Genomic DNA, 14,881 nt, shown 5'->3' on the forward strand with positions numbered 1-14,881 from the left:
GATGAGGCTTAGGATGAATCCGCAAGACCACACGATCCACGTTTTCATCGGCTACGACAGCCGCCAAGCCGTGCTCTACAATGTGGCGCAGCACAGCATCGTTCGCCACTGTTCGGAACCGATCGCGATCACGCCGATCCGGCTCGACCAGGTGAAGAGCATTCATGACCGGCCGCGCATATCGATGCAGTCGACGGAGTTTTCGTTCACCCGTTTCCTGACACCGTATCTGCGCGGCTACCGGGGATGGGCGCTGTTTATGGATTGCGACACGCTATTGCGAGCCGATCTCGCCGAACTTTGGGCGCTGCGTGACGATCGTTTTGCGGTGCAGTGTGTAAAACACGATCACCAACCGGCGTCGTCAGTTAAGTTTCTCGGTCACGAACAGACGCGCTACGAGAAAAAGAACTGGACCAGCGTCATGCTGATGAACTGCGCTAAGTGCGCGGCGTTGACGCCGGAGTATGTCAACACCGCCTCCGGTCTCGATCTGCATCAGTTCAAGTGGCTGGAGTCGGACGCGCTGATCGGAGCGCTGCCACGCGAGTGGAATTTCCTGGTTGAATATTACGCACATGACGAAAGCGCCAAGCTGCTGCACTTCACCGAGGGCGGACCGTACTATCAAGCCACTCGCCATGTGGATTTCGCCCATGAATGGTGGCGTGAGTTCTCGATCGCGAACAGTTCGGAGGACAGCGAAGTCTGGGCGCTCGCTGACGCCGCCGGCAAAGACTAGGCAGCAAAAGCGGCGCGCACGGCTTGGGTGAGACCGGGTGGGGAGAGCGGGCCATAGCGGAGCACGGCTTCGTGGAAGCGCGCCATCGTGAAGCCGCGCATGTGGCGCGTGCGCTCGCGCAGGTCGGCGATGTGGCGCGCCGCCAGGGCTTGCGCGGTGTAGACGCCGGGCTGCACGCAGAACCGCAGCACGTCGTCCTCGATGCTGACGAAGGCGATGCTGTCGCCTTGCAGCGCGCGCATTTCGGTTATGGCGCGCTCGCGGCTCCAGCGCATCGCGTTGATCCCGGTGTCGGCGACGATGCGGCCGTAGCGGAACAGCATCCATTGCAGGTAGCCAATGCGCCCCAACGGATCGTCGGCGAACGCGCCGACATCGTCGGCAAGCTGCTCAGCGTAGATGGCCCAGCCTTCGCCATAGCCGCTGGCGTAGCGCGCCTGCAGCTCGAGCGGCTCGCTGCGGTAGAGGAAATAGTTCTGCAGGATGTGACCGGGGATGAGTTCGTGATGGACGACGCTGGGCAACGTCCAGCTTGGCCGTGGCGCGCCGAGATCGATCAGATAGGCGTTGCCTGTCCGCCGCCCGGCCGTGCCATTGGCCTCCTGAGCGCGGGGCAGACGGCCCACTTCCGCTGGCGTCGTCGTGATCGACGCTGCTTCGGGAATGACGTCGCAAAACAGCGAACGAATGCGGCTCAAGCACGCGCCCATGTCGAGCAGCGCGCGCGTCGCGCCATCTTCGTCCGTGCCGGTGAGGTAACGCGGATCGCGCGCCAACGTGCGCAAGCGATCGCCGACGCTGCCGCTGGTGAGGCCCTGGCGGCGCAGCAGAGTATCGGTCTCGCGCTGCAAGGCGCGGCAGTGTTCGAGCGCTTCGCGGTGGGCTTCGCGTGGATCGACCGGCGCGCCCAGCTGCAGCTGCAACGTATTGGCGTAGAATTCCTCGCCGCCAGGCAAGCGCCAGACACCAGCGTCGGTGCTCGCCCGTGCGCGTTGTGCGCGAAGCACGTCTGCTTGGCGGTTGAGCGCGTCAACCAGCGACGCATGGCGCTCCTCGCCTGACGCAGCAACGCGCTGCGCGGCTGCTTCCACTTCGGGGATCACGGCGTCGATCGCGAAATCCGGCGCGATCACGCCCGCCGCTGCGTCTGCCTCCAAGCGGTTGGTGTCGCGGTTCACTTCGCGCAGTGCGATGCGCAGATCGTCTGCGGGATTGAGCTCGGCGGCGCGTCGGTATGCGCCGTTGCGGCTAGTCACCGCGTAAGGGACGCCGAAGTTGCCCCAAGCGCTTTGCGCAAGCGCCGCTTCGGCCTCGGCGCCGGGACCGACCGCGTCGTACAGAACGCGGCCCTGGGGCGTGAGGCGCGTGGCATCGAAACGGCGCAACAGGAAAGGTCGCGCCGAGGGCGTGCGTTGCGCGAGCCTGTCGGCAAACTCTCGGAACTCAGCGTCAGCGGCCGGATCGCCTGTTGCGCTGACGGGCTGCGCCGCCGCGCTCGCGCAGCCGGCAAGCGCCCCCGCGCCAGCCAACAGCAGGCGCCTGCGGTCAAATGAAGTGAAGTGCATCCCGCGCGCACTCTAGGCGAACGCGCGGGCCTGAGTCAGGTGCAGATCGTCGAAAGCTGCAGCCGTTAGGCGGCGACGACGCCCGTGGTGACCGTCGCGGTTGCGCCGGCTTCCTGCGGATCGCGCAGCACGTAGCCGCGGCCCCAGACCGTTTCGATGTAATGTTCCCCGCCGGTGGCGGCGGCAAGCTTCTTACGGAGTTTGCAGATGAACACGTCGATGATCTTGAGTTCCGGCTCGTCCATGCCGCCGTAGAGATGGTTCAGGAACATCTCCTTCGTCAGCGTCGTGCCTTTGCGGAGCGAGAGCAGCTCCAGCATTTGGTATTCCTTGCCGGTCAGGTGGACGCGGTGGCCGGTGACTTCGACCGTCTTCGCATCGAGGTTGACCGTGATGTCGCCCGTTTTGATGACGGAATGAGCATGGCCCTTCGAGCGGCGGACGATCGCGTTGATGCGGGCGATCAGTTCGTCCTTGTTGAAGGGCTTGGTCATGTAATCGTCGGCGCCGTAGCCGAGGCCGCGCACCTTGGTGTCGATGTCGGCGGTGCCCGAGAGGATCAGGATGGGGGTGTTCACCCGCGCCACCCGGAGCTGCTTCAGCACATCGTAGCCGTGCATGTCGGGCAGCGTCAGGTCGAGTACGATGATGTCGTAATCGTAGAGCTTGCCGAGATCGATGCCTTCCTCGCCCAGATCGGTCGAGTAGATATTGAATCCCTCGGACTTGAGCATCAGCTCGATGCCCTGCGCCGTGGCGCTGTCGTCCTCGATCAATAAGACTCGCATAGAATGCTCCCCGTCGGCGCAAGAGCCGGGCACAGTTAACTCACAGAATCGATGGAAGGGGTTTAATCTTAGTAAACGCCGCTAACGATTCTTACTGAGCTGGTGTGCTTACCTCAGTGCTGCTGACCCATCAGTGCCCCGTTAACCAACCTTAGAATCTGATTTGGATTCGCGTGTCTACCCGTTCGTATGCGCGAAAGTGTCAGCCACTAGCCCTATGAAATGAATCGTATCGCCAACGAGCCTTGATGCGATTCAGATTTCGCTAACCATGACCGCGCACAGAAGGTGTGAGAAATTTTCCGTAGGCGAATGCCAACACTCCTTTCCAGACTCGCAAGTGAGATCGATGCGCTTGATCCGCGGCGCTTCGAAGGGCGTGTGACCGGATTGTCAGGTTCCTTGATAGAGGTAACCGGACCAGTCGATGCGCTTGCGCTCGGCGCGCGCGCTACGATTCAGAGTCTGCGTCCATTCCGTGGTGAGATCGTCGGCTTCCGCGGCGATCGCGCTTTGCTTGCGCCGTTTGATCCGATCGAAGCGATCCGTCCCGGCGCGCGCGTGGCGTTCGAGGGCGGTTCGCCACTGGTGCGGCCGTCGCGGGCATGGCTGGGGCGTGTGATTGATTGCTTCGGCAATCCGGTGGACGGCGAGGGGCCGCTGCCGCAAGGCACGAAGCCGCACCTCGTGCGCGCCGCGCCGCCGTCGGCGCACGATCGCGCGCGTGTGGGCGGACGGCTCGATGTCGGCGTGCGTGCGCTCAACATTTTTGCTGCGATCTGCCGCGGCCAGCGCATGGGCGTGTTCTCGGGGTCCGGCGTCGGCAAGTCGGTGCTGATGTCTATGCTGGCGCGCGGCGCGCAGGCGGACGTGATCGTGATCGGCCTCGTTGGCGAGAGAGGCAGAGAAGTCAAAGAGTTCATTGAAGATACGCTGGGCGAAGAGGGGCGGCGCCGTTCCGTCGTCGTCGTTGCGACGTCGGATGAAACGGCAGCACGCCGGAGGCTCGCGCCGCACATGGCGTGTGCGGTCGCCGAATACTTTCGCGATGAAGGTTTGGACGTGTTGCTGCTGATCGACAGCGTGACGCGCTTTGCGATGGCGCAGCGTGAGATTGGTTTGTCGGTCGGTGAGCCGCCGACGACCAAAGGCTACACGCCATCCGTGTTCGCTGAGCTGCCGAAGCTGCTCGAGCGCGCGGGGCCGGGGCGTGAAGGCGAGCACGGGTCGATCACGGCGCTCTTCACCGTGCTGGTGGATGGTGACGATCACAACGAGCCGATTGCGGACGCGGTGCGCGGCATTCTCGATGGCCACATCGTGATGGAGCGCTCCATCGCCGAGCGCGGCCGCTATCCGGCGATCAACGTGCTGAAGTCGATCTCGCGGCTTATGCCGATGTGTCATACGGCGGATGAGAACCAACTCGTCGGACGCGCGCGCGCGTTGTTGGCGCTTTACGGTGAAATGGAAGAATTGATCCGCATCGGTGCGTACAAGCCTGGCGCCGACGCGCAAGTTGATGAAGCGGTGCGCGTGCGCGACGCGCTGGAGGTGCTGTTGGCGCAGAACCGCGACGAACAAACCAGCATCAAGGAGAGCTTCGCGATGCTGGCTGAGGCGCTGTCATGAAATCACTGCGTACCTTGCTGAAGCTGGCTGAGCGCGATCTTGAAACCCTGCGGCGTGAAATGGCGGCGATGATCCAGCGCCAGCGCATCATCGAGGATCGCATAGCGGGCCACGATCAGACCATCGCGCGCGAACAGGCCTTGGCGCAGCGGGACTATGAGTCCGCGCGTGTGTTCGGCGGTTATGCGGCGGCTTCGTTGCTGCGCCGGCGCGCTATGCAGAGTGAGGGCGAGATTGTCGGCGCCGAGATCGAGCGGATCCGCGAGTTGATCACCGCGGCGCACGTCGAAACCAGCAAGTTCGAGCGGTTGCTTGAGCTGGAAGAAGCCCGTGCGAAAGCGAGAGCCGAAAAGCGCGAAAACGAAGAGCTGGATGAGTTCGCGACGATGCGCGCGGGGCGGACCCGCGAGGCTTAGCCCGCGTTCAGTGTCTCGACGATGCGGATGATGTCTTCGTAAGCTTGGCTCTGCGGGTGGCGCACCGGCAGCGGCGTTTGTGCGCGGATCGAGTCCGGCACGCGCGGGTCGCGGGCGATGACGCCCGCGAAGCGCGGTTTGAAGCCGAGGTATTCGTTGCAGGCCATCGAGAATTGGTCGAACACCTTGCGGCCTTTGACGCGGTTCTCCGCCATATTCACGATCACCCACGGCATCACTTGCGCGCCTTGCAAGCGCAGCAGCTTCACCATGGCGTAGGCGTCGGTGAGGGCGGTGGGCTCTTCGGTGGTGACGAGGATCAAGCGGTCAGCCGCGCGCGCGAAGCGCAGCACCGTGGGATCGATGCCGGCGGCGAGATCCATGATGACGCGATCGTAGTGCGGCGTGAGCTTGGTGACGTCGTTGGCGATGCGCGCCACTTCTTCGAGCTTCACGGCGCCCAAAGCGCCGGAGCCGGAGTGGCCGGCGATGAGATCGAAGCCTCCATTGCGGCCGGGTCCGCCGAGCACCGGCGTCACGGCCGCTTCCAATTCCAGGAAGCCGCGCACGACGGAATGGACATCCGCCGTGGGGCGAACGCCGAGTTGGACGTCAACGTTGGCGAGTCCGAGATCGCAATCGACCAGCAGCGCGCGCATCCCGGCGCGGCCGAACGCGATCGAGAGCATCGTGGAAATCCACGTCTTGCCCACGCCGCCTTTGCCGGAGGCGATCGCGAAGATTGGCGCCGCGCGCGTGCGCGGCAGCCCTTCAGTGATCGCGGCTTTTGCGCCTGCCATACCTCAGATATGCGCGGCACACGTTTCGGAGGCGTTAGCGCCGGTGGTGCTTTTGGTTAACGAGAGCTAAATGACGAAGATATCATGCGCCTAGCCGGGCTCTGGGGCGCGGGCGGCGGCGGCTTGTTCGCTCGCGCAAGCAAACGCCTGATCGTTAAAGGCAAGGGGTCGTCGCCCTAGGCGCGCGGCGGCGATCGCATCGGCGAGCTTCGCGGCGCCTGCAGGCTGGCGCAGCAGCCGCGCCAGGCGGCGTGCATACGGCAAAGGCTTGGCGATCACGGCGGCCAATGCAGCGATACGGTTGGCCAGGCGCACATGGGGCGCCGCGCGCGGCGCTTCGCTGAGGCGCGAAACACGCGCGGCGCGCTGCTGATTGAGCCAGAGTTCGGCCAGCGTCGTCGGCGCGCCGAGCAGCCTGATGCGCGCGGGATGCGCTTTGGGTTGCGCGATCGGCGAGAGTTTGAACGCGACCTGATGCGCACGCGCGGTTCGCGCACGCTGATCGCCTCCGGCGCGCTTGGCGATCACGAGGGGCGCCAACGCGGCCGCCTCGATCAGCAGCAATTTGCGCACCAGCGTTTCAAGCGGCGGGAGCCACATCAAAACCTCTGTGCGATGGCGGCGTGTTAGCCCTGCCAACGCAGCGGCGGTCGCGGCGCCGGCGACGCACAAGAGCTGCGTCAGCATCTGACGAGCGATGAACCAGAGATCGGCGGTGGCGTGCTTCATGCGCGCGATTATGCGGCGAGTGGAAGCTCGGTCGGATTGAGCGCGTTGCCGAGCTAGGGATTTCAACGACTTGGGAGGAGAGTTTGGGGGATAGGCGAAGGGCATATCCACGCAAAAGGCGGTCGGATGCCTTTTTCGGCAATAGCAGCATTTCTGATTGGTGCGCTTTGGCTGGTGTTGCGAGATCGCGGCTAGCCATGCCCGGCGATGTCGCCTTTCGGCGACAAGCGGACCCCTTCGCTGTCGTGTCAGTGACCGCGATCGAGGTTGAACTGACTACTTCGCGCGATATCGCAACGCCTCGACTACGAGCGCGAACGCTGGCGACGGCTGACGACGGCTTGGATAATAGAGATGGTAGCCCGCAAGAGGTGAGGACCAGTCCGCGAGAACGCGCTCGAGCCGGCCCTTTTGGATATCCCCCTCGACCACGTCTTCCGGCAGATGCGCGAGCCCCAAACCGGCAAGCGCTGCCTGGCGCATAAGCGCGACAGAATTGAATGCGACTCGGCCTTGAACGCGGACTTTGATTTCTCTACCGCCCTTGCGAAAATCCCAGATGTAGAAACCGCCGTGCGTGGGCAAGCGCAGGTTGATGCAGGCGTGTTCGGTCAGATCACGCGGCGTGTGCGGCTTTGCGCGACCGCGAAAGTAAGAGGGCGAAGCCACTACTGCCCTTCGAAACTCCGGCGCAATCCGCACCGCGATCATGTCCTTGTCGACCTGTTCGCCGAGCCGCACGCCCGCGTCGTATCGTTCTGTGACGATATCGGTGAGCCCATAGTCATTGATGATCTCAAGGTGAACGTCGGGATATTTTTGCAAAAGTTTTGCCATGGCCGGCCAGAGAATGGACTCTGCCGCGTGCTCCACCGTCGTTATCCGGACAGTGCCCGCTGGCTTGTCGCGAAGTTCACTAAGCGCGGTCAGCTCGCCTTCGATCTCTTCAAGCTTTGGGCCAACGGTCACAAGCAAACGTTCGCCCGCCGCTGTCGGCGTGACGCTTCGGGTCGTGCGGGCGAGCAAGCGAAGCCCAAGCCGTTCTTCGAGCGCGCGCATCGTATGGCTCAGCGCTGACGGCGAAACGCCAAGCTGAGCGGCCGCCCGCGTGAAGCTCCGTTCTCGGGCGACGGCGATGAAGGCCGTCAGATCATTGATATTCGTGCGCGCCATTACTGAATGGTACTCACAAGTCCATGCCGATAACAGCACCTAATCGTGGCCAAGGCGCCCCGCTAAATCGGCTGCTTGAGCAATAGCGTCCGAGGCAGAGGAGAGCGCCCCATGAAAACCCGACAACTCGGCAAGCTGGCAGTGTCAGAGCTTGGCGCCGGGTGCATGAGCATCAGCGCCAATTACGGTCCCGCGGCTGACAAAACCCAAGGCATCAATGTCATTCGTTTGGCGCACAAAAAGGGCATCACCTTCTTCGATACGGCGGAAGTCTATGGGCCGTACATCAACGAAGAACTTGTCGGCGAAGCGCTGGCACCGTTCCGCGACGAGGTCGCCATTGCGACCAAGTTTGGCTTCGCGCTTGACGGCACGCCTGGCCTGAACAGCCGTCCAGAACACATCAAGCAAGTTGCCGAAGCATCGCTGAAGCGTCTGAGGACGGATCGCATTGACCTCTTCTATCAACACCGCGTTGATCCGGCCGTGCCGATCGAGGATGTCGCCGGCGCGGTCAAGGACCTGATCCAAGCCGGCAAAGTCAAACACTTCGGCCTCTCGGAGGCGAGCGCAGGCACCATCCGCCAAGCGCATGCTGTGCAACCGGTCTCTGCGATCCAGACCGAATACTCGATCATGGAGAGAGGACCAGAGCACAACGGCGTTCTTCAAACCTGCGAGGATTTGGGTATTGGCTTTGTGCCATGGGGACCCGTTGGCATGGGCTATCTGACGGGAACGATCGACGAGCGCACCGCACTTCCCGCCGACACCGATCTCCGCTCGCAGTTTGATCGCTTCCGGCCACAGAATGCCGCGGCGAACAAGCCCGTCATTGAAGCGTTGCAGCGTTTTGCGGAGAAAAAGAACGCCACCACGGCGCAAATTTCTCTTGCATGGCTGTTGGCGCAAAAACCGTGGATCGTTCCTATCCCGGGCACGCGCAATCCTGTTCACCTCACTGAAAACCTCGGCGCCATCAATTTCAAACTCACGCCGGAAGATCTTCGCGAGATCGAAAGCGCTCTCTCGGGGATCAAAGTGAGCGGTGGTCGCATGAATGAAGCGCAGATGCGCGTCGTGGACCAGTGAGCGAAATGCCATGACCTTAGCGGGCAACAAAGGTGCAATGCGCCGTTTCACGGACTTCATCAACACGGCGAGCGAAACATTGGCGCAGGAGCTTGTCGCTCCGGACGCTTCGTTCCACGTGCCGGGCCGCTCTGAGCCAGTATTAGGCCCTGCCGGATACCTTGAAATAATAGGCATGATGCGGAGCGGCTTCCCCGACATTCAGTGGACCCTGGAAGAGATGATTGCAGAAGGCGATAAAGCTGCAGCGCGGTTCACAATGCGGGGCACACACCGAGGCGCGTTCTCCGGCGTGCCCGCTACGGGGAAACCCATCGCCGTGCAGGCCATGAATATCTACCGATTTGCCAAGGGACTGATCGTCGAAGAGCGCGGCCAGCCTGACTTACTCGAACTACTGAAACAAATTGGCGCTGCACCTTAGCCAAATACATAGCCCGGCCTGCTCCTGCGGATGACGGCTTTAGGCGAAAAGCGACGCCGTCAGCACGGCAAACTAAACTTGCCCCATCGCCTTCAAGCGCACCTTGGCGTGGACTTCGGCTTGGCCGAGCACGATTGTTGACGGGCGGAAGCGTTCGATCAGGGAGCGCACGAACGGGCGGATGGCGGGGGAGGTGAGCAGGACGGGCGTCTCGCCCATCTTGGCCGCGCGCTCGAACGCGCCGCGTACGTCGGCGACAAAGTCGTGCAGCTTCGACGGCGCAAGCGCGAGCTGGCGGCTTTGGCCTTCGCCGATCAGTGCTTCCGCGAACGCTTGCTCCCAGTTCGGCGATAGCGTGATGATCGGCAGCGAGCCGTCCGGGTTGCGGTGCTGGTAGCAGACCTGGCGCGCGAGGCGGCCGCGCACATGTTCGGTGATGAGCACGAGATCGTGCATCGCGGGCGCGGCTTCGGCGATGGCCTCGATGATGGCGGAGAGATCGCGGATCGAGACGCGCTCTTTGAGCAGGTTCTGCAGCACGCGCTGCACGCCGCTCCAGGAGATGTGCGCCGGCGCGACATCGTCGAGCAGCGTTTGCGTGTCCTTGGGCAGGTCTTTGATCAGCTTCTTCACCTCGGCGAAGGTGAGGAGCTCGCTCATGTGCTCCTTGATCACCTCGGTGAGGTGGGTGGCGAGCACAGTGGCGGGATCAACCACCGTGTAGCCGCGGAAGCTGGCTTCCTCGCGCGCGCGCTCGTCGATCCACATCGCGTCGAGGCCGAAAGCGGGCTCTTTCACCGCTTCGCCGGGAATGGAGATGCCCGAGCCGGTCGGATCCATCGCCAGCAGCGCGTTCATTTTCAGTTTGCCGTCGCCGGCATCCATTTCGCGGATGCGGATGGCGTAGGCGTCGGGCGCCATTTGCACGTTGTCGAGGATGCGCACGCTCGGCATCACGAAGCCGAACTCTTGCGCCAGCGTCTTGCGCAGCGCTTTGATCTGATCGGTAAGCCGGCGACCTTGCACGTCGTTGATCAGCGGCAACAGCCCGAAGCCAAGTTCGATGCGGACATCGTCCATGGCAAGGGAGGACGCGGGCGTTTCTTCAACTTGCGCCGTTGGCGCCGCCGCGGCCGCTTCGGTGGCGGCTTCGACGATGCGGCTCGCTTTGCGCAGCCGCCACGCCAGCAAGCCCGATGCACCGCCGAGAATCCAGAACGGGATAAGCGGCATACCCGGCAGAACGCCGACGCCGAATGCGCACATCGAGACAATGCCGAGCGCGACGGGGTAGGCGGCGAATTGCTTCGCCAGCGCCTTGTCGGCAGCGCCGTCGATGCCGGCTTTGGTGACGAGCAACCCGGCCGCGACGGAGATGATCAGCGCCGGGATTTGCGTCACCAAGCCATCGCCGACGGTGAGCAGCGTGTAGGTGCGTCCCGCTTCGGCGAAATCCATACCGTGCGACATCATGCCAATGATGACGCCGCCAATGATGTTGATGAACACGATCAGCAGGCCGGCGATGGCGTCGCCGCGTACGAACTTCGACGCGCCGTCCATGGCGCCGAAGAACGAGCTCTCATCTTCCAGCGCCTTGCGGCGTTCGCGCGCTTGAGTCTCGTTGATCAGGCCGGCGGAGAGATCGGCGTCGATCGCCATTTGCTTGCCGGGCATGGCGTCCAAAGTGAAGCGCGCGGCGACTTCGGCGATGCGCGTCGAGCCCTTGGTGATGACGACGAAGTTCACGATCACGAGGATCGCGAACACGATGACGCCGATTACGAACTCGCCGCCCATCACGAAATTCGCGAACGCCGCGATCACTTCGCCGGCGGCGTGTTCGCCGGTTTGGCCGTTGGCGAGAATGAGCCGCGTGGTGGCGATGTTCAGCGAAAGCCGCAGCAGCGTCGCCAGCAGCAGCACGGATGGGAACGCCGTGAACTCAAGCGGCTTGCGGATCATCAGCGCTGTCATCAGCACCAGGATCGAGAAGATGATCGAGATCGCCAGCAGCATGTCCAACAGGATCGGCGGCAGCGGCACCAGCATGATCGCCAGAATGCCGAGTACGCCCAGCGCCAACGCGATTTCGCCGCGCATCAGCGCGTTGCGCAGCGCGTCGAAGCCGAAGGCTTGTCCTTGTGGTTGTGCGGCGTCGGTCATTTAGGCGTCAGGCCGCCTGACCTGTCGGCGGCGCCGGCACCTTCACGCCATCGTCGGAATAGAGCTTCAGCTTGTTGCGCAACGTGCGGATCGAGATGCCGAGAATGTGCGCGGCGTGTGTGCGGTTGCCGAGGCAATGCGTGAGCGTTTCCAGGATGAGATCTTGTTCGACGTCTGACACGGTGCGCCCTACGAGGGCGCGTGCAGCGGCTTGGCCGGCTTCGATCGCAGCGCCGAAGCCGTCATTGCGCGAACCGACCGGCGCGCCATCCGGTGCGCGGATCGCGTCGGCGCCGACTTCTTCGCCGTTGGCGAGCAGCACCGCGCGGTGCATTGCGTTTTCCAATTCGCGCACGTTGCCGGGCCAAACGTGCGCCAGCACTTGCGCCAGCCCATCCTTCGAAAGCTTGCGGGCAGGGCGGCCGTTGGACTTGGCATATTTGTCGATGAAGAAGTTGCCGAGTGCTGCGAGATCGCCTTTGCGCTCTCGGAGCGGCGGAATGCGCAGGTTCACGACGTTGAGGCGATAGAGCAGATCTTCGCGGAACTCGTTGGTGCGGACGAGCGCGGTGAGATCGCGATTTGATGTCGCCAGCACTCGGATGTTGACCGGCACAGGCTTTGAGCCGCCGACGCGATCGATCACGCGCTCTTGCAACGCGCGCAGCAGCTTCGATTGCAGCCGTAAATCCATCTCCGAGATTTCGTCCAACAGCAGCGTGCCGCCGTCGGCTTCTTCAAACTTGCCGATCCGGCGAGCGACGGCGCCGGTGAACGAGCCTTTCTCGTGGCCGAACAACTCGCTTTCGAGCAATTGCTCGGGGATCGCGGCGCAATTGACGGCGATAAACGGCTTTTCGGCGCGCTTGGATTTTTTGTGAACGTAGCGCGCCAGCACTTCCTTACCGACGCCGCTCTCGCCGGTGATCATGATCGAGGCTTCCGAGCCTGCGATTTGGTCGGCGAGCGTGATGACTTGCTTCATCGAAGCGTCTTCGGCGATCAGCGGGCGCTCATCGTCGGCGATGGCGGCGAGCACGGCGGCGATCAGTTCGGGATCAGGTGGCAGCGAGATGTATTCGCGCGCGCCAGCGCGGATCGAGCGCGCGGCCATGGTCGGATCGATGCCGACGCCGGCCGCGACAACCGGCACCACGATGTGTTCAGCTTCGTTCGCCGCGATCAGCGCCGCGATATCGAGCCTCGCATCCACCATCAGCAGATCGGCGCCGCGGCCCGCCCGCAACGCGGCCGTGGCTTGCTCGATCGTATCCACGTGCGCGACTTTCGCGCCGTGAGTCATGGCGATCTTGGTGGCGGCGGAGATTTGTCCTCCGAGCGTGCCAACAATGAGTAGACGCATGGGCTTCTCCTCGGCGCGGCTTCTTAGGCCGCGTCGCCGTCCTTGATGATTTCCGTCATGGTCACGCCGAGACGTTCGTCGACGACGACGACCTCGCCGCGCGCGACCAGACGGTTGTTCACGTAAATGTCGATCGCTTCGCCAACTTTGCGATCGAGCTCGATCACCGAGCCGCGCGTTAGGCGGAGCAGGGAGGCGACCTCCATGTTGGAGCGTCCGAGCACGGCCTGGATATGGACAGGCACGTCGTACACGGCGGCCAAATCGGCGGCGCTGCGTTCGAACGCTTCCGGCGGTTCTTCCGGCGCGGGCGTCGGCTGGAATTCGTCGAGCTTGAGATCACTCATCTGCGCCTCATGACGTTGTCGGCGCCGCGAGCGCGGCTTCGACTAAAATGTTGATGCGTTCGGCGGCGTCGTCAGGGTTCATGGTGATGACGCCGTCGGACCAATCGATGACGACTTCGCCGGATTTCAGTCCGGCTTCCGCGCGCACGAGCACGGCGCCGGCGTAAGCATGGGTTTCGCACATCTCGGCGATGCGTGGCTTCAGCGCCTCGGCCGCTTCCGGCGAAAGCTTCACCACGAGACGCGGCTGATGGCGAAGTGCATCCATCGCCGCCTCGACCGCGACCGCGGCGCGCTCGTGACCGAAGCCATCGAGTGCGGCGCCCGCTATCTTGTTCGCCGCAGCAATCGCGACGCGCGCCGCTTCTTCGCGCATGGCTTGGCTCTCAGCGTCGAGCCGCGTTAGCACGGCGGAAGCGGCATCCGCGATCGCCTGCAGTGCGGCGGCGGTTTGGCGCTCGGCCTGCGCCACGGCGTCTTGCTTGCCGCGCTCGTACGCGGCCGCGCACTCCGCCGCGATCTCTTCGGTCGTGAGCTTCTTCGGCGCATCCTTCACGATCGCGCCGTCAGGCCCGAACTCGGTGTCGAAGGCGTATTTGCGGACGTTGGCCATCAGTAGATCAGCTCGTCGTCGGACTTGCCGTCGGAAAGTAGGATCTCGCCGCGGGCGGAGAGGTCCTTTGCTGCCGCGACCATGCGCGTTTGCGCGGCGTCGACATCCTTCAGGCGCACAGGCCCCATGCCGGCCATGTCTTCCTTCAGAATTTTGCCGCCGCGTTCGGACATGTTGGAGAAGAAGAGAGTGCGCAGCGTGTCGGACGCCCCTTTGAGCGCGAGCGCCAGATCATTCTTGTCGACCGCACGGAGCAGGGTCTGGATGCCGCCGGAATCGAGTTTGCCCAGATCCTCGAACACGAACATCAACGCTTTGATGCGGTCGGCGCTATCGCGGTTCTTGCTTTCGAGCGCATTGATGAAGCGGGCTTCGGTCTGGCGATCGAAATTGTTGAAGATATCCGCCATCAGTTCGTGGCTGTCGCGCTTCGAGCTGCGCGACAGGTTCGACATGAACTCGGTGCGAAGCGTGGTCTCGATCTTGTCGAGGATTTCGCGCTGCACCGGCTCCATGCCGAGCATGCGCAGCATGCATTCTGCGGCGAAGTCCTCCGGCAGCTCGCCAAGCACTTTCGCCGCGTGCTCCGGTCGCACCTTCGCCAGCACCACGGCGACCGTTTGCGGGTATTCGTTCTTCAGATAGCTCGCGAGCACGGCTTCATTGACGTTGGCGAGCTTGTCCCAAATGTTGCGACCGGCGGGACCGCGGATTTCATCCATCAGACCGTCGAGTTTTTCCTTCGGCAGCACGCTGGCGAGCATGCGCTGGGTTTGATCCAGCGAACCCATCACGGCGCCCGCGCCCGACATGCGCGAGACGAATTCCTGCACGACGGCTTCGACCACGACGGAAGGGACGACGCCGAGCGCGGCCATCGCTTGCGAGACTTCTTTGATCTCTTCTTCTTCGAGTGTCGCCCAGATCTTTTTGGCTTCTTCGCCGAGGCTCATCAGCACGATCGCCGCTTTCTCCGCGCCACTGTAGCGGGAGAGATCGACAGTCTCGGAGGCTTTGACCAGCGCGCTCAT

At 63.2% G+C, this 14,881-nt stretch carries 15 protein-coding genes; 5 read left to right on the forward strand and 10 right to left on the reverse strand.

Annotation, left to right across the window (positions count from 1 at the left end):
- Positions 1–13 precede the first annotated feature (13 nt).
- The gene (locus tag DSM104635_RS01960; protein ID WP_228445801.1) at positions 14–742 is read left to right on the forward strand and encodes a hypothetical protein; all 729 of its coding nucleotides are present in this window, start codon (positions 14–16) and stop codon (positions 740–742) included.
- Here DSM104635_RS01960 and DSM104635_RS01965 read toward each other — a convergent pair.
- The gene (locus tag DSM104635_RS01965) at positions 739–2,307 is read right to left on the reverse strand and encodes a DUF885 domain-containing protein (RefSeq protein WP_158764582.1); all 1,569 of its coding nucleotides are present in this window, start codon (positions 2,305–2,307) and stop codon (positions 739–741) included. The two genes, DSM104635_RS01960 and DSM104635_RS01965, sit on opposite strands and share 4 nt — an antisense overlap.
- Before the next feature lie 65 nt (positions 2,308–2,372).
- Positions 2,373–3,095, reverse strand: coding sequence for a response regulator transcription factor CtrA (gene ctrA / locus DSM104635_RS01970; RefSeq protein ID WP_158764583.1), 723 nt, complete (start codon positions 3,093–3,095; stop codon positions 2,373–2,375).
- A gap of 312 nt (positions 3,096–3,407) precedes the next feature.
- Here ctrA and fliI point away from each other — a divergent pair, with 312 nt between their 5' ends.
- A complete protein-coding gene (gene fliI / locus DSM104635_RS01975; protein ID WP_158764584.1) occupies positions 3,408–4,727 on the forward strand; it encodes a flagellar protein export ATPase FliI in 1,320 nt (439 codons plus the stop codon).
- Positions 4,724–5,143 (forward strand): flagellar FliJ family protein, encoded by a 420-nt coding sequence (locus DSM104635_RS01980; RefSeq protein WP_158764585.1) that lies wholly within the window; start codon positions 4,724–4,726, stop codon positions 5,141–5,143. The genes fliI and DSM104635_RS01980 overlap by 4 nt, the downstream gene beginning before the upstream one ends.
- On the opposite strand, the gene DSM104635_RS01985 is transcribed toward DSM104635_RS01980, so the two are convergent.
- The 3 genes from DSM104635_RS01985 to DSM104635_RS01995 form a co-directional block, all read right to left on the reverse strand.
- The gene (locus tag DSM104635_RS01985; RefSeq protein ID WP_158764586.1) at positions 5,140–5,943 is read right to left on the reverse strand and encodes a nucleotide-binding protein; all 804 of its coding nucleotides are present in this window, start codon (positions 5,941–5,943) and stop codon (positions 5,140–5,142) included. The two genes, DSM104635_RS01980 and DSM104635_RS01985, sit on opposite strands and share 4 nt — an antisense overlap.
- 90 nt (positions 5,944–6,033) lie before the next feature.
- Positions 6,034–6,672: a hypothetical protein gene (locus tag DSM104635_RS01990; protein WP_158764587.1), complete on the reverse strand. Its 639-nt coding sequence runs from the start codon at positions 6,670–6,672 to the stop codon at positions 6,034–6,036.
- A 276-nt stretch (positions 6,673–6,948) separates the two neighbouring features.
- Positions 6,949–7,845, reverse strand: coding sequence for a LysR family transcriptional regulator (locus DSM104635_RS01995; RefSeq protein ID WP_158764588.1), 897 nt, complete (start codon positions 7,843–7,845; stop codon positions 6,949–6,951).
- Between the two features lie 111 nt (positions 7,846–7,956).
- On the opposite strand from DSM104635_RS01995, the gene DSM104635_RS02000 reads away from it, so the two are divergent.
- Both DSM104635_RS02000 and DSM104635_RS02005 read left to right on the forward strand, forming a co-directional pair.
- Positions 7,957–8,937 (forward strand): aldo/keto reductase, encoded by a 981-nt coding sequence (locus DSM104635_RS02000; RefSeq protein WP_158764589.1) that lies wholly within the window; start codon positions 7,957–7,959, stop codon positions 8,935–8,937.
- A gap of 10 nt (positions 8,938–8,947) precedes the next feature.
- Positions 8,948–9,361, forward strand: coding sequence for an ester cyclase (locus tag DSM104635_RS02005; protein ID WP_158764590.1), 414 nt, complete (start codon positions 8,948–8,950; stop codon positions 9,359–9,361).
- A gap of 72 nt (positions 9,362–9,433) precedes the next feature.
- Here DSM104635_RS02005 and flhA read toward each other — a convergent pair whose 3' ends face one another.
- Genes flhA through fliG form a run of 5 tightly spaced genes read right to left on the reverse strand, consistent with a single transcriptional unit; the run spans position 9,434 to position 14,881 of the window.
- Positions 9,434–11,527 carry a flagellar biosynthesis protein FlhA gene (gene flhA / locus DSM104635_RS02010; protein ID WP_158764591.1) on the reverse strand — a complete coding sequence of 698 codons (2,094 nt, stop codon included), beginning with the start codon at positions 11,525–11,527 and terminating at the stop codon, positions 9,434–9,436.
- A gap of 7 nt (positions 11,528–11,534) precedes the next feature.
- Entirely contained in the window at positions 11,535–12,890 is a 1,356-nt protein-coding gene (flbD, locus tag DSM104635_RS02015; protein WP_158764592.1) for a sigma-54-dependent transcriptional regulator FlbD, read from the reverse strand.
- A gap of 23 nt (positions 12,891–12,913) precedes the next feature.
- Positions 12,914–13,237 carry a flagellar motor switch protein FliN gene (fliN, locus tag DSM104635_RS02020; RefSeq protein ID WP_158764593.1) on the reverse strand — a complete coding sequence of 108 codons (324 nt, stop codon included), beginning with the start codon at positions 13,235–13,237 and terminating at the stop codon, positions 12,914–12,916.
- Between the two features lie 7 nt (positions 13,238–13,244).
- A complete protein-coding gene (locus tag DSM104635_RS02025) occupies positions 13,245–13,850 on the reverse strand; it encodes a FliH/SctL family protein (RefSeq protein ID WP_158764594.1) in 606 nt (201 codons plus the stop codon).
- The gene (gene fliG, locus DSM104635_RS02030) at positions 13,850–14,881 is read right to left on the reverse strand and encodes a flagellar motor switch protein FliG (RefSeq protein ID WP_158764595.1); all 1,032 of its coding nucleotides are present in this window, start codon (positions 14,879–14,881) and stop codon (positions 13,850–13,852) included. Before fliG ends, DSM104635_RS02025 begins: the two co-directional genes overlap by 1 nt.

The sequence above is a fragment of the Terricaulis silvestris genome (genome assembly GCF_009792355.1).
In the GTDB taxonomy this organism is placed as follows: Bacteria; Pseudomonadota; Alphaproteobacteria; order Caulobacterales; family Aquidulcibacteraceae; genus Vitreimonas; species Vitreimonas silvestris.